Origin of the sequence: Pseudomonas sp. PA-7-1E, from assembly GCF_021605325.1 — a bacterium.
GTDB classification, from domain to species: Bacteria; Pseudomonadota; Gammaproteobacteria; order Pseudomonadales; family Pseudomonadaceae; genus Aquipseudomonas; species Aquipseudomonas fluorescens_BV.
Genome location: NZ_WKFA01000008.1, coordinates 1 through 20,173 on the forward strand (window position 1 = coordinate 1; position 20,173 = coordinate 20,173).

At 59.8% G+C, this 20,173-nt stretch carries 17 protein-coding genes; 13 read left to right on the forward strand and 4 right to left on the reverse strand.

The annotated features are described in order from the left end of the window. Nucleotides 1-41: 41 nt before the first annotated feature. Entirely contained in the window at nt 42-791 is a 750-nt protein-coding gene (locus tag GIW79_RS07375) for a helix-turn-helix domain-containing protein (RefSeq protein ID WP_236456223.1), read from the reverse strand. Nucleotides 792-928: 137 nt separating this feature from the next. Between GIW79_RS07375 and GIW79_RS07380 the strand changes: the two genes are divergently transcribed. After that, a complete protein-coding gene (locus GIW79_RS07380) occupies nt 929-1,738 on the forward strand; it encodes a UDP-2,3-diacylglucosamine diphosphatase (protein ID WP_054898652.1) in 810 nt (269 codons plus the stop codon). Between the two features lie 179 nt (nt 1,739-1,917). Here GIW79_RS07380 and GIW79_RS07385 read toward each other — a convergent pair whose 3' ends face one another. The 3 genes from GIW79_RS07385 to phhA all read right to left on the reverse strand — a co-directional run bounded on the left by GIW79_RS07385 (nt 1,918) and on the right by phhA (nt 4,357). Further along, on the reverse strand, nt 1,918-3,111 hold the full coding sequence (locus GIW79_RS07385; protein WP_127881085.1) for an amino acid aminotransferase: 1,194 nt from the start codon (nt 3,109-3,111) through the stop codon (nt 1,918-1,920). Continuing rightward, nucleotides 3,111-3,467, reverse strand: coding sequence for a 4a-hydroxytetrahydrobiopterin dehydratase (locus GIW79_RS07390; protein WP_003192995.1), 357 nt, complete (start codon nt 3,465-3,467; stop codon nt 3,111-3,113). Before GIW79_RS07390 ends, GIW79_RS07385 begins: the two co-directional genes overlap by 1 nt. Nucleotides 3,468-3,565: 98 nt before the next feature. Continuing rightward, nucleotides 3,566-4,357 (reverse strand): phenylalanine 4-monooxygenase, encoded by a 792-nt coding sequence (gene phhA / locus GIW79_RS07395; protein ID WP_003192992.1) that lies wholly within the window; start codon nt 4,355-4,357, stop codon nt 3,566-3,568. Between the two features lie 256 nt (nt 4,358-4,613). Here phhA and GIW79_RS07400 point away from each other — a divergent pair, with 256 nt between their 5' ends. The 12 genes from GIW79_RS07400 (at nt 4,614) to fliD (ending at nt 20,113) form a co-directional block, all read left to right on the forward strand. Beyond that, entirely contained in the window at nt 4,614-6,179 is a 1,566-nt protein-coding gene (locus GIW79_RS07400) for a sigma-54-dependent phenylalanine hydroxylase transcriptional regulator PhhR (RefSeq protein WP_003192990.1), read from the forward strand. Nucleotides 6,180-6,745: 566 nt separating this feature from the next. Beyond that, the gene (locus tag GIW79_RS07405; RefSeq protein WP_003192988.1) at nt 6,746-7,486 is read left to right on the forward strand and encodes a flagellar basal body rod protein FlgF; all 741 of its coding nucleotides are present in this window, start codon (nt 6,746-6,748) and stop codon (nt 7,484-7,486) included. 62 nt (nt 7,487-7,548) lie between these two features. Next, nucleotides 7,549-8,334, forward strand: a complete 786-nt coding sequence (flgG, locus tag GIW79_RS07410; protein WP_003192986.1) for a flagellar basal-body rod protein FlgG — start codon at nt 7,549-7,551, stop codon at nt 8,332-8,334. Between the two features lie 53 nt (nt 8,335-8,387). Then, on the forward strand, nt 8,388-9,083 hold the full coding sequence (gene flgH, locus GIW79_RS07415) for a flagellar basal body L-ring protein FlgH (protein ID WP_014719364.1): 696 nt from the start codon (nt 8,388-8,390) through the stop codon (nt 9,081-9,083). Between the two features lie 6 nt (nt 9,084-9,089). Beyond that, nucleotides 9,090-10,199 (forward strand): flagellar basal body P-ring protein FlgI, encoded by a 1,110-nt coding sequence (locus GIW79_RS07420; protein ID WP_175550974.1) that lies wholly within the window; start codon nt 9,090-9,092, stop codon nt 10,197-10,199. Nucleotides 10,200-10,203: 4 nt separating this feature from the next. Then, entirely contained in the window at nt 10,204-11,463 is a 1,260-nt protein-coding gene (flgJ, locus tag GIW79_RS07425; RefSeq protein ID WP_038451059.1) for a flagellar assembly peptidoglycan hydrolase FlgJ, read from the forward strand. A gap of 10 nt (nt 11,464-11,473) precedes the next feature. Continuing rightward, a complete protein-coding gene (flgK, locus tag GIW79_RS07430) occupies nt 11,474-13,519 on the forward strand; it encodes a flagellar hook-associated protein FlgK (RefSeq protein ID WP_034126776.1) in 2,046 nt (681 codons plus the stop codon). 14 nt (nt 13,520-13,533) lie between these two features. Beyond that, nucleotides 13,534-15,138: a flagellar hook-associated protein 3 gene (locus GIW79_RS07435; RefSeq protein ID WP_034126777.1), complete on the forward strand. Its 1,605-nt coding sequence runs from the start codon at nt 13,534-13,536 to the stop codon at nt 15,136-15,138. 276 nt (nt 15,139-15,414) lie between these two features. Then, nucleotides 15,415-16,344: a ketoacyl-ACP synthase III gene (locus GIW79_RS07440; RefSeq protein WP_054898647.1), complete on the forward strand. Its 930-nt coding sequence runs from the start codon at nt 15,415-15,417 to the stop codon at nt 16,342-16,344. A gap of 396 nt (nt 16,345-16,740) precedes the next feature. Beyond that, on the forward strand, nt 16,741-18,216 hold the full coding sequence (locus tag GIW79_RS07450) for a flagellin N-terminal helical domain-containing protein (protein ID WP_060764472.1): 1,476 nt from the start codon (nt 16,741-16,743) through the stop codon (nt 18,214-18,216). A gap of 74 nt (nt 18,217-18,290) precedes the next feature. Further along, nucleotides 18,291-18,641: a flagellar protein FlaG gene (locus GIW79_RS07455; RefSeq protein ID WP_060764473.1), complete on the forward strand. Its 351-nt coding sequence runs from the start codon at nt 18,291-18,293 to the stop codon at nt 18,639-18,641. 80 nt (nt 18,642-18,721) lie between these two features. Continuing rightward, nucleotides 18,722-20,113 carry a flagellar filament capping protein FliD gene (gene fliD, locus GIW79_RS07460; RefSeq protein ID WP_060764474.1) on the forward strand — a complete coding sequence of 464 codons (1,392 nt, stop codon included), beginning with the start codon at nt 18,722-18,724 and terminating at the stop codon, nt 20,111-20,113. Nucleotides 20,114-20,173: the final 60 nt, after the last annotated feature.

Consider the following 20,173-nt stretch of genomic DNA (forward strand, 5'->3'; position numbering starts at 1 on the left):
CGTCTGTCGCGGGTGGGGTGATTTTTAGCGCAAGACTCTTGCTAGCCCGCTCGACGCAATGCACCGGGCGAGGCGCCAAACGCCCGAAGCATGGCCGCGCAAAATGCACTTTGCGAGGCGTAGCCGACGCGCTCGGCAATCTCGCCGATGGGTAGGGAGGTTTCGCGTAAAAGCCTGAGCGCCAAGTGCAAGCGGCGACTGCGTAGATAGTCCATCGGCGTTTGCCCGCACTCCGCCATGAACCGCGCATGCAGGCGCGGCACGGACAAATCGGCAATCCGCGCCAGGTCGGCCACCTGGAGCGGACGCGCCGCATGGCGCTCGATATGGCTATTGAACGCGGCATAAGGCAGACGCCGGCCAGGCAGCGGTTGAGCCTGAGGGTGGTTGAGGCTGGCCAGTAACAACACAGCGCCTTGCTGGACGATCAGCGGGTCGTGCACCGGGCTTTGTGCCAGCCACTGCACCAGTTGGTGTTGCCGAGCATCCAGCGCGAGGCGCGCGGGTTGGTCGAGCAAGCGGCGGCTGGCATCGGCATGTTCGCCCAAGGATTGCACCACCCAGTGCTCGGTCGGCACATCCAGCACCAGGCAGCGGCTGCCATCGCGGCTGATGCAGGCGTGGTGGGCGGAGAAGGGCAGCACCATCACGCTGCTTTCGCGTACCTGGCTGCCACGGCCATCGACCTCCAGCTCCAGGTGCCCGGAAAGGCCGAACACCAACTGCGCATGGTCATGGCTGTGGGCAATGGGCGCTTCGAGGTAGTGGCGTAGCGTGAGGGTCGGGCTCATCGCGGTCTCCAGGGCGGCAAGCCGTCAGTCTACAACGCTTGGCGGGCCGCAGGCGCTGTCATCAGACTGACGCACGCTTGTCATGGGCTATTAATCGCCAAGGCGCAAGCTCGCCAAAACAGCGTCGAGGGATGCCCATGACCCGTGCCGAGTTCACCAAGCCCAGCCGCAAGCAACGGGTGCGAACCCTGTGGATTTCCGACGTGCACCTGGGCACTCGGGATTGCCAGGCCGAACACCTTTCGCACTTTCTCAAGGGCTACCACGCCGACAAGGTCTACCTGGTCGGTGACATCATCGACGGTTGGAAACTGCGCGGCGGCATGTATTGGCCTCAAGCCCACACCAACGTGATCCGCCGCTTGCTGACCATGGCCAAGCGTGGCACCGAGGTGATCTATGTCACCGGCAACCATGACGAGTTCCTGCGTCGCTATTCCAAGCTGATCCTGGGCAATATCCAATTGGTCGATGAGGCTGTGCACGTCACCGCCGATGGCCGCCATTTGCTGGTGATTCATGGCGACCAGTTTGATGTGATCACGCGCTATCACCGCTGGCTCGCTTTCCTCGGCGACTCGGCCTACGAATTCACCCTGACGCTGAACCGCTGGCTGAACCACTGGCGTGCGCGGTATGGCTACGGTTATTGGTCGCTGTCGGCGTACCTGAAACACAAGGTCAAGACGGCGGTGAGTTTTATCAGCGATTTCGAAGAGGCGATTGCCCACGAGGTGACCAAGCGGGAATTGCACGGGGTGGTGTGCGGGCATATTCACCATGCCGAGATTCGCAAGGTGGGCGAGGTGGATTACCTCAACTGCGGGGATTGGGTGGAGTCGTGCACGGCCTTGATCGAGCACTGGGATGGGCATATCGAGTTGTATCGGTTGGCGGATGCGCAGGCCAAAGAAGCAATGCTAAAGGCCGAAATGGTCGCTGGCTGAACCTGTGGCGAGGGAGCTTGCTCCCGTGACGGCCTGACAGCCGACGCTGATCTACCTGACACCCCACGATTCAAATGTGGGAGCGGGCTTGCCCGCGATGGCGGCGGGTCAGGCAATTAATCTGCAACTGAACCACCGCCATCGCAGGCAAGCCAGCTCCCACAGTTAATCCTGTTGCTTCAGTTGGAGACGTCGGCGATGGCTTGAGCCAGCAACGTCAGCCTCGTTGCATCAACCCCAGCCACGTTAGCCCGCCCCGAACTGACCATATACACACTGTGCTTCTCGCGCAGTTGCTTGACCTGCTCGGCACTCAAGCCGGTATAGGAAAACATCCCACGCTGCGCGCCGATATGTGCGAATTTCTCGGCCAGGCCATGGGGTGCAAGCGCTTCCACCAATCCTGCGCGCAAATGGGCGATCCGCGAACGCATGGCCTCGACTTCCTCGCTCCACTGCTTTTTCAACTGTGCATCACCGAGGATGGTCGCCACCACGGCGGCACCGTGATCCGGCGGTGTCGACCACAGGTTGCGAGCGATATTCGCCAGTTGGCTACGCACATCGGTGAGCTTTTCAGCATCCGCCGCACACACGATCAATGCACCCACGCGGTCGCGATACAGGCCGAAGTTTTTCGAGCACGAACTGGTGATCAGCACTTCCGGTAGCTCGGCGGCAAACAGGCGCACCGCCCAGGCGTCCTGCTCCAGGCCATCGCCAAAGCCCTGGTAGGCGAAGTCGATCAGCGGCAGCAACTGGCGTTCACGCACGATCTGCAACACCTGGCGCCAGTCATCCTGGGACAGGTCAAAGCCGGTCGGGTTATGGCAGCACGCGTGCAGCAATACCACGTCGCCCTTGGGCACGCTGGACAGGGTTGCCAGCATCGCCGTCACATCCAGGCGGTTGTCGCTGCCCACGTAAGGGTAATGGCTGACCTTGAGCCCGGCCTTGGCAAAAATGGTTTCGTGGATCGGCCAGGTCGGGTTGCTCAGCCACACGCCACGGCCCGGCAGGCTGTGGGCGATAAAGTCGGCACTCAAGCGCAGGGCGCCGGTGCCGCCTGGGGTTTGTGTGGCGCCAGCGCGGCGGTCACGCAGCAAGGCCGAGTCGGCGCCTAGCACCAGTTGGCTGATCAGGCTGCCGAAGGCTGCATCGCCATGGCCACCGATATAGGTCTTGGTCACTTGCGTGTCGACCAGGCGCTGTTCCGCCAGTTTCACCGAGTGAGGAATCGGCGTCAGGCCTTGGTCGTCTTTATAGACCCCTACGCCCAGGTCGAACTTGTTCGGGTTGGCATCCTGGGTATACAGGTCCATCAGCCCTAGGATCGGGTCGCCGGGCACGCGGTCGATGGCATCGAAATGCATTACTTGCGGCCCTCGGCGGTCTTGGCCACTTCGTCGGTGCGCGCGGCCATGATGAAGTCGTTGCGGTGCAGGCCCTTGATGGAGTGGCTCCACCAGGTCACGGTGACTTTGCCCCACTCGGTGAGCAGGCCTGGGTGATGGCCTTCGGCTTCGGAGATTTCACCCATGGCGTTGGTGAAAGCCAGGGCAAATTTGAAGTTCTTGAACAGGAAAACCTTTTCCAGCTGCATCACGCCGTCGCGCACTTCGATGTTCCAGTCAGGGATCTGCTTGATCAGCACCGGCAGTTCTTCATCGCTGACTTGCGGGGCATCGGCGCGGCAGGCTTCGCAGTGGGCTTGGTTCAAGGTGGTCATGGAAGGTGTCCTGAATTCGAATGATTGAAGGTCAGTGGCGTTACCCTAAAGCAACGCGGGGCCAGGGAACAGACTCACCTGGCCTTAAAACGCAAGGTTCACGCGGCTTTGGGCTTGGGTGGGAATTTCGGTGCGTGCAGACCCAACTGCATACCGCGCTCCACCATACCCATGATGTCCTCCTGCGCCACGTCGAACAGGCGCTTGAGCTCGGGCAATACGAAGTACAAAGGTTGCAGGATGTCGATGCGATAGGGGGTGCGCATCGCTTCCAGCGGATCAAAGGCCTGGTGCTCGGGCTCGTCCGACAGGCAATACACACTTTCTTTAGGCGACGACAGAATGCCGCCACCGTAGATACGCCGGCCCTGGGGCGTGTCCACCAGGCCGAACTCGATAGTCATCCAGTACAGGCGCGCCAGGTACACCCGTTGCTCCTTGGTGGCCGCCAGGCCGAGCTTGCCGTAGGTGTGAGTGAATTCAGCGAACCAGGGGTTGGTCAGCAGCGGGCAGTGGCCAAAGATCTCGTGAAAAATATCCGGCTCTTGCAGGTAGTCCAATTCTTCACGGGTGCGAATAAAAGTCGCCACCGGAAACTGCTTGCTGGCCAGTAATTCAAAAAAGGTTTGGAAGGGGATCAGCGCCGGCACGCGGGCGACTTGCCAGCCGGTGGTGTCGGCCAGCACCTTGTTGATTTCGCCCAACTGGGGAATGCGGTCCAGAGGCAGGCCGAGCTTATCGATACCGTCCAGGTATTCCTGGCAGGCGCGGCCCTCGATCACTTTCAATTGGCGAGTGATCAGGGTGTTCCACACCGCATGTTCTTCTGGCGGGTAGTGGATAAAACCTTGCGCATCGGGCTCGCGGGCCACGTAGTGCGTCTGCTTCATACGGCTCTCCTGCTAGGCATTCGTTCTTGTTATGTCCTGGGATGCTCCTATTGATAACCGGATAGGCGCCGGATTCCATCAGCCTTAACGGACTGGTGTAGGAAAAATTACCGATTATCGTAAAGTATTCGTTACGACAGGCCCGCTAGTCGCAGCTATGGGCTGGGAAAAGCCACCGCGCTGTCACATAATCTTGACGACTATCTGCGCCCAGCGACAAAAAGCCGCGGCGTCTACTCCCTTTTCGAGTCTTTCCATGCGTATCAAAGTGCACTGCCAAAACCGCATCGGCATCCTGCGGGACATCCTCAACCTGCTGGTGGAGTACGGCGTCAACGTCGCCAAGGGCGAAGTCGGCGGCGAGCACGGCAATGCCATCTACCTGTTCTGCCCCAACCTGGTGAACATGCAGTTCCAGGCGTTGCGCCCGCAGTTCGAGGCGATTGCCGGAGTGTTCGGGGTCAAGCGGGTAGGGCTGATGCCCAGCGAGCGGCGGCATATGGAACTCAACGCATTGCTCGGCGCCCTGGAATTCCCGGTGCTGTCCATTGATATGGGCGGCTCCATCGTGGCCGCCAACCGTGCGGCGGCGCAGTTGCTTGGCGTACGGGTAGATGAAGTGCCGGGGATTCCCCTGTCGCGTTACGCCGAGGATTTCGACCTGCCGGAACTGGTGCGCGCCAGCAAATCGCGAATCAATGGCCTGCGGGTCAAGGTCAAGGGTGACGTATTTCTGGCGGACATCGCGCCCCTGCAATCCTCCGAGCACGATGACAGTGAAGCCATGGCCGGCGCCGTGCTCACCCTGCACCGTGCCGACCGGGTCGGTGAGCGTATCTATAACGTGCGCAAGCAAGAGCTGCGCGGTTTCGACAGCATCTTCCAGAGCTCCAAGGTCATGGCCGCAGTGGTGCGTGAAGCGCGGCGCATGGCGCCGCTGGATGCGCCACTATTAATAGAAGGCGAAACCGGCACCGGCAAGGAGCTGTTGGCCCGGGCCTGCCACTTGGCCAGCCCGCGCGGGCAGTCGCCGTTGATGGCGCTCAACTGCGCGGGGTTGCCCGAGTCGATGGCCGAGACCGAACTGTTTGGTTATGGCCCCGGCGCATTTGAAGGGGCGCGGGCGGAAGGTAAGTTGGGCCTGCTTGAGCTGACGGCGGGCGGTACCTTGTTTCTGGATGGCGTGGGAGAAATGAGCGCGCGCTTGCAGGTCAAGCTGCTGCGCTTTCTGCAGGACGGTTGTTTTCGCCGGGTGGGCAGTGATGAAGAGGTGTACCTGGACGTGCGGGTGATCTGCGCGACCCAGGTAGATTTGTCGGAACTCTGCGCCCGGGGTGAGTTTCGTCAGGACCTTTATCATCGGCTGAATGTGCTGTCGTTGCATATCCCGCCGTTGCGCGAATGCCTGGATGGCCTTGCGCCGTTGGTCGAGCACTTTCTCGACCAGGCCAGCCGGCAGATCGGTTGCCCACTGCCCAAGCTGGCACCTGCGGCCATGGACAAGCTCAGCCACTACCATTGGCCGGGCAATGTGCGGCAGCTGGAAAACGTGCTGTTCCAGGCGGTGTCGTTGTGTGAGGGCGGTACGGTCAAGGTTGAGCATATTCGGTTGCCGGATTATGGCGTGCGTCAGCCGCTGGGCGATTTTTCCCTGGAGGGTAGCCTGGAGGATATCGTCGGGCGCTTTGAGAAGGCGGTGTTGGAAAGCCTGTACGCCGAACACCCGAGCAGTCGCCAGTTGGGCAAGCGCCTGGGGGTGTCGCACACCACCATTGCCAACAAACTGCGTGATTACGAAGTGCTCAAGGCTGATCGTAGTTAAAACGGTGGGAGCTGGCTTGCCGGCGATAACGGACTGTCAGTTGGCATATCAGTGCCCGCCCAACCGCTATCGCAGGCAAGCCAGCTCCCACATTGGTTGGGTATTGCCCACGGCATCAGCGCCCGGCATCAATCCCCTGTGGGAGCGGGCTTGCCCGCGATGGCGGCGTGTCAGTCAATGAATTTGTGACTGAACCACCGCTATCGCAGGCAAGCCAGCTCCCACATTGGTTGGGTATTGCCCACGGCATCAGCGCCCGGCATCAATCCCCTGTGGGAGCGGGCTTGCCCGCGATGGCGGCATGTCAGTCAATGAGTCTGTCACTGAACCAACGCTATCGCAGGCAAGCCGGCTTTGATCTGTACCGGATTTAAGGCCGGTGTTTGCCGCAGGCGGCAGTAGTCCGCCGTTTTTTCGACTGTTTCTCCCCTACCAATTTCACATACCTCCACGAAACCCCCGCCGCGCCTGGATTTGCGCCTCTTTTAAAAAGTTGGTTCGCAAATTGCTTAAGCCTCCTCAGTACAGCGGTGGGCGGCAAGCGTCCGTCAGAAAGAGGATAGAGCGTGGACAAGTACCTTTATGTGGCAATGACCGGCGCCAGCCAGAATGCACTGGCGCAGAAGGCCCATGCCAACAATCTGGCGAACATTTCCACCAACGGCTTCCAGCGCGACCTGGAACAGGCGCGTTCGATGCCGGTGTTCGGTGACAGCTTTCCGGCGCGGGCGTTTGCCATGACCGAACGTCCGGCTACCGACTTTTCACCGGGCGCGATGATCGAGACCGGCCGCGACCTGGACGTAGCCGTCAGCGGCGACGGCTGGATGGCGGTGCAGACCCCCGATGGCGGCGAAGCCTACGTGCGCAGCGCCAGCATGAACGTGGATGCCCTGGGCGTGCTGCGGGCCGGCAACGGTATGCCGATCATGGGCAACGGTGGCCCGATCGCCGTGCCGCCCCAGCAGAAAATCGAAGTGGGTTCGGACGGCACTATCAGTATCCGCGCCATGGGCGAAGGCCCGCGGGTGATGGCGGAAGTGGACCGTATCAAGATGGTCCAGCCTGACCTCAAGAACATGACCAAGGGCCTGGACGGCACCATCCACACCAAGGATGGCCAACCGGCCCAGGCTGACGCGAACGTGCGGCTGACCTCGGGTTTCCTGCAGGCGAGCAACGTCAATGCCGTGGAAGAAATGACCGCAGTGCTGGCGCTGGCCAAGCAGTTCGAGCTGCACATCAAGATGATGAACAGCGCTAAAGAAGACGACCAGGCCATGACGCGCGTCATGCAGATGAGCTGATCCAAGCCCATTAACTAATTTGCAACGCAGCGCCAACCATCCGGCGCACGAAGGAGAACAGCATGCTTCCGGCTCTATGGGTTGCCAAGACAGGCCTGTCCGCCCAGGACACCAACCTGACGACCATTTCCAACAACCTGGCAAACGTGTCGACCACGGGCTTCAAACGTGACCGCGCCGAGTTCCAGGACTTGCTCTATCAGATCAAGAAGCAACCGGGCGCCCAATCGACCCAGGACAGCGAACTGCCGTCGGGCCTGCAACTGGGTACCGGTGTGCAGATCGTCGGCACCCAGAAAAACTTCAGCGCCGGCAACCTGCAGCAAACCGGCCAGCCCCTGGACATGGCGATCAACGGCCGGGGCTTTTTTCAAGTGCTGCAACCGGATGGCACCACTTCTTACACCCGTGACGGCACCTTCCACCTGGACTCCAACGGCCAGATCGTGACCGCCAACGGTTTCGCCCTGGAGCCTGCTGTCGTGGTGCCGCCCGACGCCAAGACCTTCACCGTCGGCAACGACGGCACCGTGTCCATCACCGTCGCTGGCAACCCAGCGTCCCAGGTGATCGGCAACCTGCAAACCGCCGACTTCATCAACCCGGCCGGCCTGCAGGCCATGGGCAACAACCTGTTCCTGGAAACCGCCTCCAGTGGCGCGCCGCAAATCGGCACCCCTGGCTTGAACGGCTTCGGCACCACGCTGCAAAGCACCCTGGAAACCTCCAACGTCAGCACCGTTGAGGAGATGGTCAACATGATCACCACCCAGCGCGCCTACGAGATGAACTCCAAGGTGATTTCCACCGCCGACCAGATGCTTTCGTTCGTTACGCAGAATCTGTAATCAAGTCTATGGGGCGCCCTTGAGGGTGCCTGCAACACCGTGAGGTTAGGGTCATGAATCGCTATGTTTGTGTGTTGGCATTGAGTGGGATCGCCGTGCTTGCGGGCTGTGTCGCCCCTACGCCAAAGCCCAATGACCCGTACTACGCGCCGGTGTTGCCACGCACACCGCTGCCGGCGGCGGCCAACAATGGCTCGATCTACCAGGCCGGTTTCGAGCAGAACCTGTACAGCGACCGCAAGGCGTTCCGGGTCGGTGACATCATCACCATCACCCTGAACGAGAAGACCCAGGCCAGCAAGAACGCCAACTCGCAGATCGGCAAAAACAGCAAGACCAGCATCGGCCTGACTTCGCTGTTCGGCGGCGGCCTCAACACCAACAACCCGCTGGGCAGTGGTGACCTGAGCCTGGACGCCGGCTACAGCGGCGACCGCGCCACCAACGGCAAGAGCGCGGCCGGGCAGGGCAACAGCCTGACCGGTTCGATCACCGTGACCGTCGCCGATGTATTGCCCAACGGCATCATTGCCGTGCGCGGTGAAAAGTGGATGACCCTCAACACCGGCGACGAGCTGGTGCGCATCGCCGGCATGGTCCGCGCCGATGACATCTCCACCGATAACACCGTGCCGTCGACGCGCATTGCCGATGCACGCATTACCTACTCGGGCACCGGTTCGTTTGCCGATGCGAGCCAGCCGGGCTGGTTCGACCGCTTCTTCCTCAGCCCGCTGTTCCCTTTCTAGGTGGCCATTTTGAAGTTCAAACTGCTGATGGCGATGGCGCTTTTGCTGGCCTTGAGTGCTGTGGCCCAGGCCGAGCGCCTGAAGGACATCGCCAGTATTTCCGGCGTGCGCTCCAACCAGTTGATCGGTTATGGCCTGGTCGTGGGGCTTAACGGCACGGGTGACCAGACCACCCAGACGCCGTTCACCCTGCAAACCTTCAACAACATGCTCTCGCAGTTCGGCATCAAGGTACCGCCAGGCTCGGGCAACGTGCAGTTGAAGAACGTCGCAGCGGTGTCAATCAGCGCCGATCTGCCCGCGTTTGCCAAGCCGGGGCAGGTGGTGGACATCACCGTGTCGTCCATGGGTAACTCCAAGAGCCTGCGCGGTGGCACCTTGCTGATGACGCCGCTCAAAGGTATCGACGGCAACGTCTACGCCATTGCCCAGGGCAACTTGGTGGTCGGCGGTTTTGACGCCGAAGGCCGCGACGGCTCGAAGATCACCGTCAACGTGCCGTCGGCCGGGCGTATCCCCGGTGGCGCCACGGTTGAACGCACCGTGCCGAGTGGTTTCAACCAGGGCAACAGCCTGACCCTGAACCTCAACCGCTCCGACTTCACCACCGCCAAGCGCGTGGTCGACAAGATCAACGACATGCTCGGCCCTGGCGTGGCCCAGGCCATCGACGGCGGCTCGGTTCGCGTCACTGCGCCTCTGGACCCAAGCCAGCGTGTGGACTACCTGTCGATCCTGGAAAACCTTGAGGTGGACCCCGGCCAGGCCGTGGCCAAAGTCATCATCAACTCGCGCACCGGCACCATCGTGATCGGCCAGAACGTCAAGGTTTCGCCAGCGGCGGTGACCCACGGCAGCCTGACGGTGACCATCACCGAAGACCCGATCGTCAGTCAGCCTGGGCCGTTGTCCGGTGGCCAGACGGCCGTGGTCCCGCGCTCGCGCGTCAATGCCCAGCAAGAAGCCAAGCCGATGTTCAAGTTCGGCCCCGGCACCACCCTGGACGAGATTGTCCGTGCGGTGAACCAGGTGGGCGCTGCGCCCGGCGACTTGATGGCGATCCTCGAAGCTTTGAAGCAGGCTGGCGCGTTGCAAGCCGACCTGATCGTGATCTGAGGCCATGGCCATGGATATGCGCAAGAGCGGCATCAGCAGCACGGCGGACTCGGGGTCTTACTCCGACCTGAACCGGCTTAACCAGCTCAAGGTCGGTGACGACAAAAACAGCGAAGGCAACCTGCGCAAAGTGGCGCAGGAATTCGAGTCGCTGTTTTTGAACGAGATGCTCAAGTCCATGCGTTCGGCCACCGAGGCCCTGGGCAAGGACAACCCGCTGAACACCCCGGCCGCCAAGCAGTACCAGGAAATGTACGACCAGCAACTGGCAGTGTCGATGTCGCGCGAAGGTGGCGGTATCGGCCTGGCCGATGTGCTGATGCGCCAGATGCAGAAGAACAAGCCGGTGGAGGCCCAGGCCGCCACCTTGCAAGGCCCGGCGGCGGACGCGCCGGTGAAGAAAGTCGATGTGCCGACCGAGATTGCCGCCGGTACCCAGGCCGAAGGCCCGTTGGGCCGCTCCAATGGCCAGCGGCCTTTGTGGGCGTATCGTGTGGCCGTGCCTGAGGGCGCCAGCACCCATGCCAACGACATGGAACTGATGAACCAGCGCCGTATCGCCTTGCCCAGCAAGCTGGCCGACCGCCTGCTGGCGGGCATCGTGCCGAACGCTCCGGTCGAAGCCAAAGCCGCGCCCCTGCGTAATAGCGCTGCCGACGACACGGTCATCAACAGCAGTGCACGTAGCTTTGCCGTGCCGAGCGGGCGCATGCAGGTGTATGGCCGCGCCATTGCCCAGCCACCGCTGGCGCCGGCCAAGAAAGCCTTCAGCTCTCAGGATGAATTTGTCGCCACCATGTTGCCGATGGCCAAGGCCGCTGCCGCACGGATTGGTATCGACCCCAAATACCTGGTGGCCCAGGCGGCACTGGAAACCGGTTGGGGCAAATCAGTCATGCGTGCCGAAGACGGCAGCAGCAGCCACAACCTGTTCGGCATCAAGGCCGGGCAGAGCTGGCAGGGCGGTCAGGCCCGGGCGATCACCAGCGAGTTTCGCGATGGGGCGATGGTCAAGGAAACGGCGCAATTCCGTTCCTACAGCTCCTACCAAGACAGCTTCCACGACCTCGTGACCCTGCTGCAAAGCCATGATCGCTATAAAGAAGTTGTGAAATCAGCCGACAACCCGGAACAGTTTGTACGCGAGTTGCAAAAAGCCGGTTATGCAACCGACCCGGATTACGCCAGCAAGATTTCGCAGATCGCAAAAAACATGAACAGTTACCAGAACTACGCTGCCGCTGGCGCAACCACACATTTATAAGGTCTGAACCATGAGTTTGCTCAGTATCGGGATGTCAGGGCTCAATGCCGCTCAAGGATCGTTGTCGGTCTTGAGTAATAACATCGCCAACGCCAACACCTCGGGTTATTCGCGCCAGCAGACCACGCAGAATGCGAGTGCCAACAACCCGTACGGCGGTGTGTACATTGGCAGCGGCACCACGCTGGCGGATGTGCGTCGGGTCTATAACGAGTTCCTGGACGCGGCCTACCAGAACAGCACGGCGCTCAATAACGATGCCAAGGCTTATTCCAGCCAGGCCAGCGCTATCGACAAGACTTTGTCGGACAAGACAACCGGCATGTCTTCGGTGCTCAGCGCGTTTTTTGCCGCTGTGCAGACCTCCGCGGCCAACCCCAGCGACGTGTCTGCCCGGCAAGTGCTGCTGACCAGCGCCCAGACCCTGAGTAACCGTTTCAACGCCATCTCCAGCCAATTGACTCAACAGAAAGAGTCGATCAATGGCCAGTTGAGCACCATGAGTGACCAGGTCAACCAGTTGACCTCCTCGATTGCTTCGCTCAACAAGCAGATCACCCAGGCCCAGGGCTCAAGCAACAGCGCCCCGGCCAACCTGCTGGATGCCCGTAACGAGGCGGTGCGCTCGCTCAATGAACTGGTGGGTGTGACCACCAGTGAACAGAATGGTGTGTTCAGCGTCAGCACCGGCACGGGCCAATCCCTGGTATTGGGCGACCGGTCCAACACCCTCTCGGCAGTGCCGAGCGCTAGCGACCCAAGCCAGTACACCATTGCGCTCAATGCCGGCGGCGGTACGGCGATCGACTTGGGCAACGTGCTCAGTGGGGGCAGCATCGGCGGCCTGTTGCGTTATCGCAGTGATGCCCTGATGCCGGCCATCAATGACTTGGGGCGTATCGCCCTGGCGACAGCCGATACCATCAACAGCCAACTGGGGCAGGGCCTGGACTTGAACGGTGACTTCGGCTCATCGCTGTTCAAGGACATCAACAGCGCGGCGGCCATTGCCCAGCGCAGTCAGGGCGCGCTGGGCAACAGCACGGGCTCCGGCAATTTGAATGTGACCATTGCGGACACCAGCAAGCTGTCGACCTACGACTACAAAGTGACCTTTACCAGCGGCAACAACTACACGGTGGTGCGCTCCGACGGCAAGGCCATGGGCGCGTTCGACACCAATACCGCGCCGCCGCCGGTGATCGATGGGTTCACCCTGGCGCTGGATGGCAAGGGGCCGATGGCGGCGGGCGATAGTTTCAAAGTCAGCCCTACCGCCAGCGGTGCGACCAACATCGGCACGACTTTGACGGACGCCAATAAAATCGCGTTCGCCGGGCCATTGCTGGGCGAGGGCAGCAAGACCAACCAGGGTACCGGCACCTTTACACCGCCGACCCTGACCCTGCCTATCGATATTCATGGTGGCGCCGATACCGCGCAACTGCGTACCGGCATTGAGCACTCGATGCCAGTGAAGATGGTATTCGGCAAGCCGGCCGCCGACGGCACCCAGGGCTACACGCTCAACGATGCCCAGGGCAACCCGATTGGCACCGGCACCATCGTGCCGGGCCAAGGCAACAAAATCACGGTCGATGTACCGATGCGGGATGCCAACGGCACGCTGCTGGTGCCGGCCAAAAGCTTCAAGTTCGATACCACGGTCGCCGGGTCGCCCGCCGCTGGCGACAGCACCACGTTTTCCTTCAACGCCTCGGGCAAGTCGGATAACCGTAACGCCCAGGCGTTGCTCGACCTGCAAACCAAAGCCACCGTCGGCCTGTCCGATGGCAGTGGCGGCGGAGTGAGCCTGGTGGCGGCCAACAGTCGCCTGGTGTCGACCGTCGGAGCCAAGGCCGCGTCGGCCAATACCGACACCACGGCCACGGGCGCCTTGCTCAAGGCCAACCAGGATGCGCGCAACTCCGTGTCCCAGGTCAACCTCGATGAAGAGGCGGGCGACATGATCAAATTCCAGCAGTACTACACCGCCTCGTCGCAGATCATCAAGGCTGCGCAAGAAACCTTCAGCACGCTGATCAATAGTCTTTAAGGGAGTCTGGGACGATGCGTATTTCCACTGCACAGTATTTTGAAACCAGTGCCGCCAAGTACACGGACAACTATTCCAGCGTTGTGAAGGCCCAGGAGCAGGCCAGTTCCGGTGTGCGCGTGCAAACCGCAGCGGATGACCCGGTGGCGGCGGCGAGGTTGTTGTTGCTGCAACAGCAGAAGGACATGCTCGGGCAGTTCAACGGCAATATCACCAGTTTGAAGAACTCGTTGACCAACGAGGAAAGCGTATTGGGTGCAATCAACGAGGCACTGCAGGCGGCCAGTACCTTGGCCATTGAAGCGGGCGGTTCGCGCAGCGATGCCGACCGCAAGTCGATTGCCGGCCAGATCGGTGCGCTTGAAGACCAGGTGCTGGGCTTGCTTAACAGCAAGGATTCCTCGGGCAACTATCTGTTTTCCGGCTCCAAGACCTCGACGCCGCCCTATAGCCGTAACAGCGACGGCACCTACACCTATCAGGGTGATGAAACGCCGCTGAGCCTGCAGGTTTCCGATTCCCTGAGAGTCAGTGCCGGTGACACCGGCAAGAGCATCATGGACGGTGCCGTTAACTCGGGCCGCACCCAGGCGACCTGGATCGCACCTGCAATCGTGCCGCCGGCGACGGCGCCAGTGCCCAATGATCATAAAGTCTCAGTGTCGGCCGGCCTGGTGACTTCAGGCTCGGATTACACGAATAAATTCGCCGATGGCGAGCCTTACAAGCTGACCTTTACCAGCAGCACTCAGTACAAGGTCTCCGACAAGAACGGCAACGACATCACGTCGGAAATCCCTGGCAACGGCACCTTTGATTCCACCAAGGAAGGCGGCTCCACCGTGAGCCTGCGCGGCGTGAATTTTGATATTGCGGTGGATCTCAAGGATATGGCGACGGGGCCGGACGCCGATGCGCTGGTCAAGGACCGTTCGTTCAGCCTGGCCGCCAAACCCGACACCTTCAGTGTTTCGCGCACGCCCAGTAATGCCTCCACTGCGCAGCTGACGAATGCGCAGGTGAGCAACCCGGCCACCTATGCCAGTACGTTCCCGGCTAACAGCGGGGCGGTGATCAAGTTCACCAGTGGCACGGCGTATGAAGTCTATGCCCAGCCCTACAGTGCCGACAGCAAAGCGATCGCCACCGGCGACACCGGTGGCGGTACGACCGTGACGGCAGCAGGCGTGACCTTTGATGTCAGCGGCACACCGCAAGCCGGCGATCAGTTTGCGGTCGCTGCCAGCACTGCCAAGACCCAGAATGCGCTGGATACCCTGAGCCAACTGCGCAAGGCGCTGGAGCAACCGGCCGACGGCAACCCGGCTGCGATGGTCAAGCTCAAGGATGCGCTCGACGCTTCCATCAGTAATTTTGCCAATTCACGTGCCCAGGTCGACAACGTGCGCGGTTCCATCGGGGCCCGCGAAGCTGCACTGGATATCCAGTCGGCGGAAAACATCAGTATCGGCACTGCAAACAAAAGCACCATGAGCGATCTGGCGAACATTGACATGGGCGAAGCGGCGATCAACCTCACTTTGCAGCAAACCATGTTGCAGGCCTCGCAACTGGCGTTCGTTAAAATCTCCCAGCTGAACCTGTTCAGCCGCATGTAATCGTCGCAATGAACAACGGCCTCCCCTGGCGACAGGGGAGGCCGTTGTCGTTTCTGGCCTGGAAATGTTGCCGGTTTTTGCACAAAGCGCGCAAAATTGAGTGACCTGTGAGTCATAAAGCGCATCTTCACTGTATCGTGTGAAAAGGATAAGTCGTCACAGGGCCTTTATCGGGCGGCTTTCAGCGAGATTTTCATGGGGTTATCCCCTTTATTGTCAGCACTCCCGGCGTAGTCCGAGGGGTGTTCTCCAGCTATTTAGTATTGGGAAGCCACAATGATTGGCATAAAAAGCATCGCCAGTTACGTGCCGGCAGACGGGATCGATAACTACGCCCAGGGTGCCAAATTCGCCAAGGATGAAGAGTTCATCATCGGCAAGATCGGTTCGGCGTTCCTGCCGCGCAAGGAAGCTGCACAGGAGACTTCCGACCTGTGCGTCGAAGCCGTCAATGCATTGTTTGCCAACAACCCGGATTTGAAGCGCGAGTCCATCGACGCGCTGATCGTCGTCACCCAGAACGGCGATGAAGAGGGCTTGCCCCACACCGCCGCCATCGTCCAGGACAAATTGGGCCTGCCGACTCACGTTGCCGCTTTCGATATTTCCCTGGGCTGCTCCGGCTACGTGTACGGCATCTACGCGATGAAAGGCTTCATGGAAGCCGCCGGCCTGAAAAACGGCCTGCTGATCACCGCCGACCCGTATTCCAAGATCGTCGACCCGGAAGACCGCAACACCACCATGCTGTTCGGTGATGCCGCCACCGCCACCTGGATGGGCGAGGACGCGCCGTGGTTGCTGGGCAAATCCAAGTTCGGTACCGACGGTTCCGGCGCGCCTCACTTGAAGGTCAGCGATGGTGTGTTCTTCATGAACGGCCGCCAGGTGTTCAACTTCGCCTTGCTCAAGGTGCCGGCACACTTGCACGAACTGCTCAATGAGTCGGACCTCAAGGCAGATGACATTGATGCGTTCTGCATCCACCAGGGCAGCGCAGCCATCGTTGACGCCGTGGCGCGCCGCTTTGAAGAAGCGCCGGTGGACAAGTTCATCAAGGACATGGTCGAGACCGGCAATACCGTGTCATCGAGCATTCCGTTGCTGCTGGAAAAGCACGTGATGGACGCCGCCTGGAAGCGCGTGGCAATCAGCGGCTTTGGTGTGGGGCTGTCGTGGGGCTCGGCGATTCTCTATCGTCCGTGATGCTTTAGCGGCTTCATGAAAAACGTCGATGATCGAATGATCATCGGCGTTTTTTTTGCGCCCCCTGTAGGAGCGAGCTTGCTCGCGAAGAACCTGAGGGCGCCGCGTGCATTCTGAATGCCCGCGTCATCGTTAACGTTCTTCGCGAGCAAGCTCGCTCCTACCAGGGGGGGCGTCTTGAAGGCGAAGTTTTGGCGCCAGTAACCCGTGATTACTGGCGTTTCACGCCTCTATAAGCCGTTGAAATACAAGGGCTGGCACAGGGCTAGTAAAAAAAATCAAAAAAACCCTCAAGCAACCGGCTACCACGACGATAACTATTACGTAGGTTCTCAGGCCACACCCGGCGGTTGCCAGGGCCGGAAGCCGCAGTATCCATCCAACGAGGATTTCGTCATGGCTTTAACAGTAAACACCAACATTGCTTCCATCACGACTCAGGGCAACCTGAACAAAGCTGGCGGCGCCCTGGCCACTTCCATGCAGCGCCTGTCTTCCGGCCTGCGTATCAACAGCGCTAAAGACGACGCTGCCGGCCTGCAGATCGCTAACCGCCTGACCAGCCAAATCAACGGCCTGGGCCAAGCTGTAAAAAACGTGAACGACGGCATCTCCATCGCTCAGACCGCTGAAGGCGCGATGCAGGCTTCGACCGACATCCTGCAAAAAATGCGTACCCTGGCCCTGTCCTCGGCTACCGGCTCCCTGAGCGCCGACGACCGTAAGTCGAACAACGACGAATACCAGGCCCTGACCGCAGAACTGACCCGTATCTCGCAAACCACCACTTTCGGTGGCCAGAAACTGTTGGACGGTTCGTATGGCACCAAGGCTATCCAAGTGGGTGCCAATGCTAACGAAACCATCAACCTGAGCCTGGAAAACGTTGCCGCCAACAATATTGGTTCGCAGCAGATCAAGAGTGTTGCAATTACTCCTACCGAGAATGGTATCGGCAGTGCAGCTGGCACTATTACCGTGACCGGTAATGGCCAGGTGAGCAGTGCAATTGCTGTCCCGGTTGGTGCTTCGGCGCAGAGTATCGCCAGCAAAATGAATGGTGCAATTGGCGGCCTCACAGCTACCGCGAGCACTGAAGTTCAGATTGAAGTTGATAATGCCGCGTTTACCACGGGCGCTACACCTGCCGCTGCTGCCACGTTTTCAATGACTGTCAATGGCCAGACTGTCACAATGACGGGCGTAACTAGCCAGGCTGGCTTGGCTGATCAATTGAAGTCCAACGCCGCCAAGCTGGGTATCAGTGTCAACTTCGACGAAGCCAAGAAAACGCTTTCGGTCAAGTCCGATACTGGTGAGAACATCGAGTTTGGTGCTGTTGCAGCCGGCGCTGCCAGTGCGGCCGCTATCACTATCAAATCCAAAGATGGTTCCGGTGCATACCCTACCGGCGCAGGCACCGCTCTGTCCGATACAACCAAGATGACTGCCACCGGCCAAGTATCGCTGGATTCCTCCAAGGGTTACTCCTTGTCGGGGGATGGTGTTGGGGGGCTGTTCGGTGCAGCTGCGGCTACCACTGCTGCTTCCACCAAAACCACCATCGCCAATACTGATGTGACCAGCGCTGATATGGCTCAAAACGCACTGTCGGTTATCGACAAGGCCATCGGCACCATCGACAGCGTTCGTTCGGGTCTGGGTGCCACCCAGAACCGTCTGACTACCACTGCAGACAACCTGCAGAACATCCAGAAAAACTCTACCGCTGCGCGTTCCACCGTTCAGGATGTCGACTTCGCTGCCGAAACCGCGGAACTGACCAAGCAGCAAACCCTGCAGTCGGCTTCCACCGCGATCCTGTCGCAGGCTAACCAACTGCCATCCGCTGTACTGAAACTGCTTCAGTAATCAGCGCGCTTGGTAACTAACGGAAGGGCGCGTTTACGTGCCCTTCCGTTTTTTCGGTTTAGAGGAGATTGGACATGGACATGAGTGTAAAGCTGAACCAGTCTTATCCGCCGGTTGCCCCTCAAGGCGCGCCTCCCAAGGCAACTGCCGATCAAAACAGCAGCAAGGCTCAGGAAGTAGCGGCAACCGGCAAAGAGCCTGAGCGCGCGGACCTGGAAAAAGCAGTAACCGACATTCGCGAATTCGTCCAGGCTGCCCAGCGCAGCCTGGATTTTTCCATTGACGATTCGACCCACCGGGTCGTGGTCAAGGTCATTGCCACCGACAGTGGTGAAGTGATCCGTCAGATTCCGTCGGAAACGGCGTTGAAACTGGCACAGAACCTTTCCAGCGCAAGCAACGTGTTGTTTGACGACAAGGTGTGAGCTGGCATGAAATTTGTTGCTGTCAGGTCTTGAGGCGTAATAAGTCAAGATAACGGCAGCCACCGAACAGGAGATAGATGATGGCGGGTTCAACGGTAAGTGGTATCGGTTCGAACATCGATACGCAAGCGATCGTGAAGTCCTTGGTGGACGCCGAAAAGGTGCCCAAGCAGACGCAGATCAATACCGCGTCCCAGAAGGCGACCACCACGCTGTCTTCGATCGGCAAGATTCAGGCGGCACTGGATGCGTTTCGTAGTGCTTTGGACGCCATGACCAAAGACAGTAGTTTCACCGGATTGACCGGCTCGTCCTCGGATGAAAAAACGGCGACCATGACTGCCAATAACACAGCTTCGAACGGCAGCTTCCGACTGATCGTTGACCAGTTGGCCCAGGCGTCAAAATTATCCAGCAAGAACTTCTCCGGTGGCACCTCTTCTGTGGTGAACGCTACGGATAAGCCGACCACCTTGACCATCTCTCAGTCGGGCAAGGATTACAGCGTCAATGTTCCAGCCGGCGCGACCTTGCAGCAGGTGCGGGATTCGATCAATACCCAGTTTGGTACTTCCGGGCTCAGTGCCAATATCCAGACCGACTCCAATGGTTCCCGATTGATCCTGACCTCTACCACCATGGGTACCGGTTCCGACCTTACGCTTTCCGGCACCTCCGGCCTGGATGTGGGTTCAACGGTCGTCGATCTGCCCAAGGATGCGCTGTACAGCATTGATGGTGTTGCGTCTGTGTCCAAGACCAACAGTATCGAGGGCGCGCTCAGTGGTGTGAACATCAAGCTGGTGGCGCCTTCGACTTACAAGACGGGCACCTCTGGCGATAAAAACGCTACGCTGATCACCGTCAGTACCAACAACACGGCGCTCAAGTCCGGGGTCAAAGGCTTCGTTGATACCTACAATGCTTTGATCTCCGCAATGAATGCCGAAACCAAGGTCACCAAGAATCTTGACGGCAGCACAACGGCTGCGGCATTGACGGGTGACTCGACCATGCGTTCGCTGCAGGCGGCGATCCGCAATGAATTCAATACCCTTTCGGGGACTGGCACTTTCAAGTCGTTGGCTCAATTTGGCGTGAGCACAAGCTCTACCACCGGCTTGCTGACAATCGATGACAAAAAGTGGGACGCTGCAGTCAAGACTAATGCAGCCGATATCAACAGTATGTTCAGCGGCAAAGACGGCATGTTGGCGCGCATGAAAAGTGCAACGGATGACTTTGCCAAGGCCTCTACCGGGGTTCTGGCAACGCGTTCTACCTCGTTGACCGACAGTCTCAAGGACATCGCAAAGCAGCAGGAAACCCTGAACGAGCGCATGGAACTGCTGACCAACAGCCTCTCCGCCAAATACAACGCCATGGACACCCTGGTTGCCCAACTGCGCCAGCAAAGCACCAGCGTCATGACCACGCTCAATGCCTTGAACAACCCTAAAACCAATAACTGATCGCCACTCACGCAAAAGGCCAGGCAACCTGCCTGGCCTTTTCGTACCGAAAGACGACCG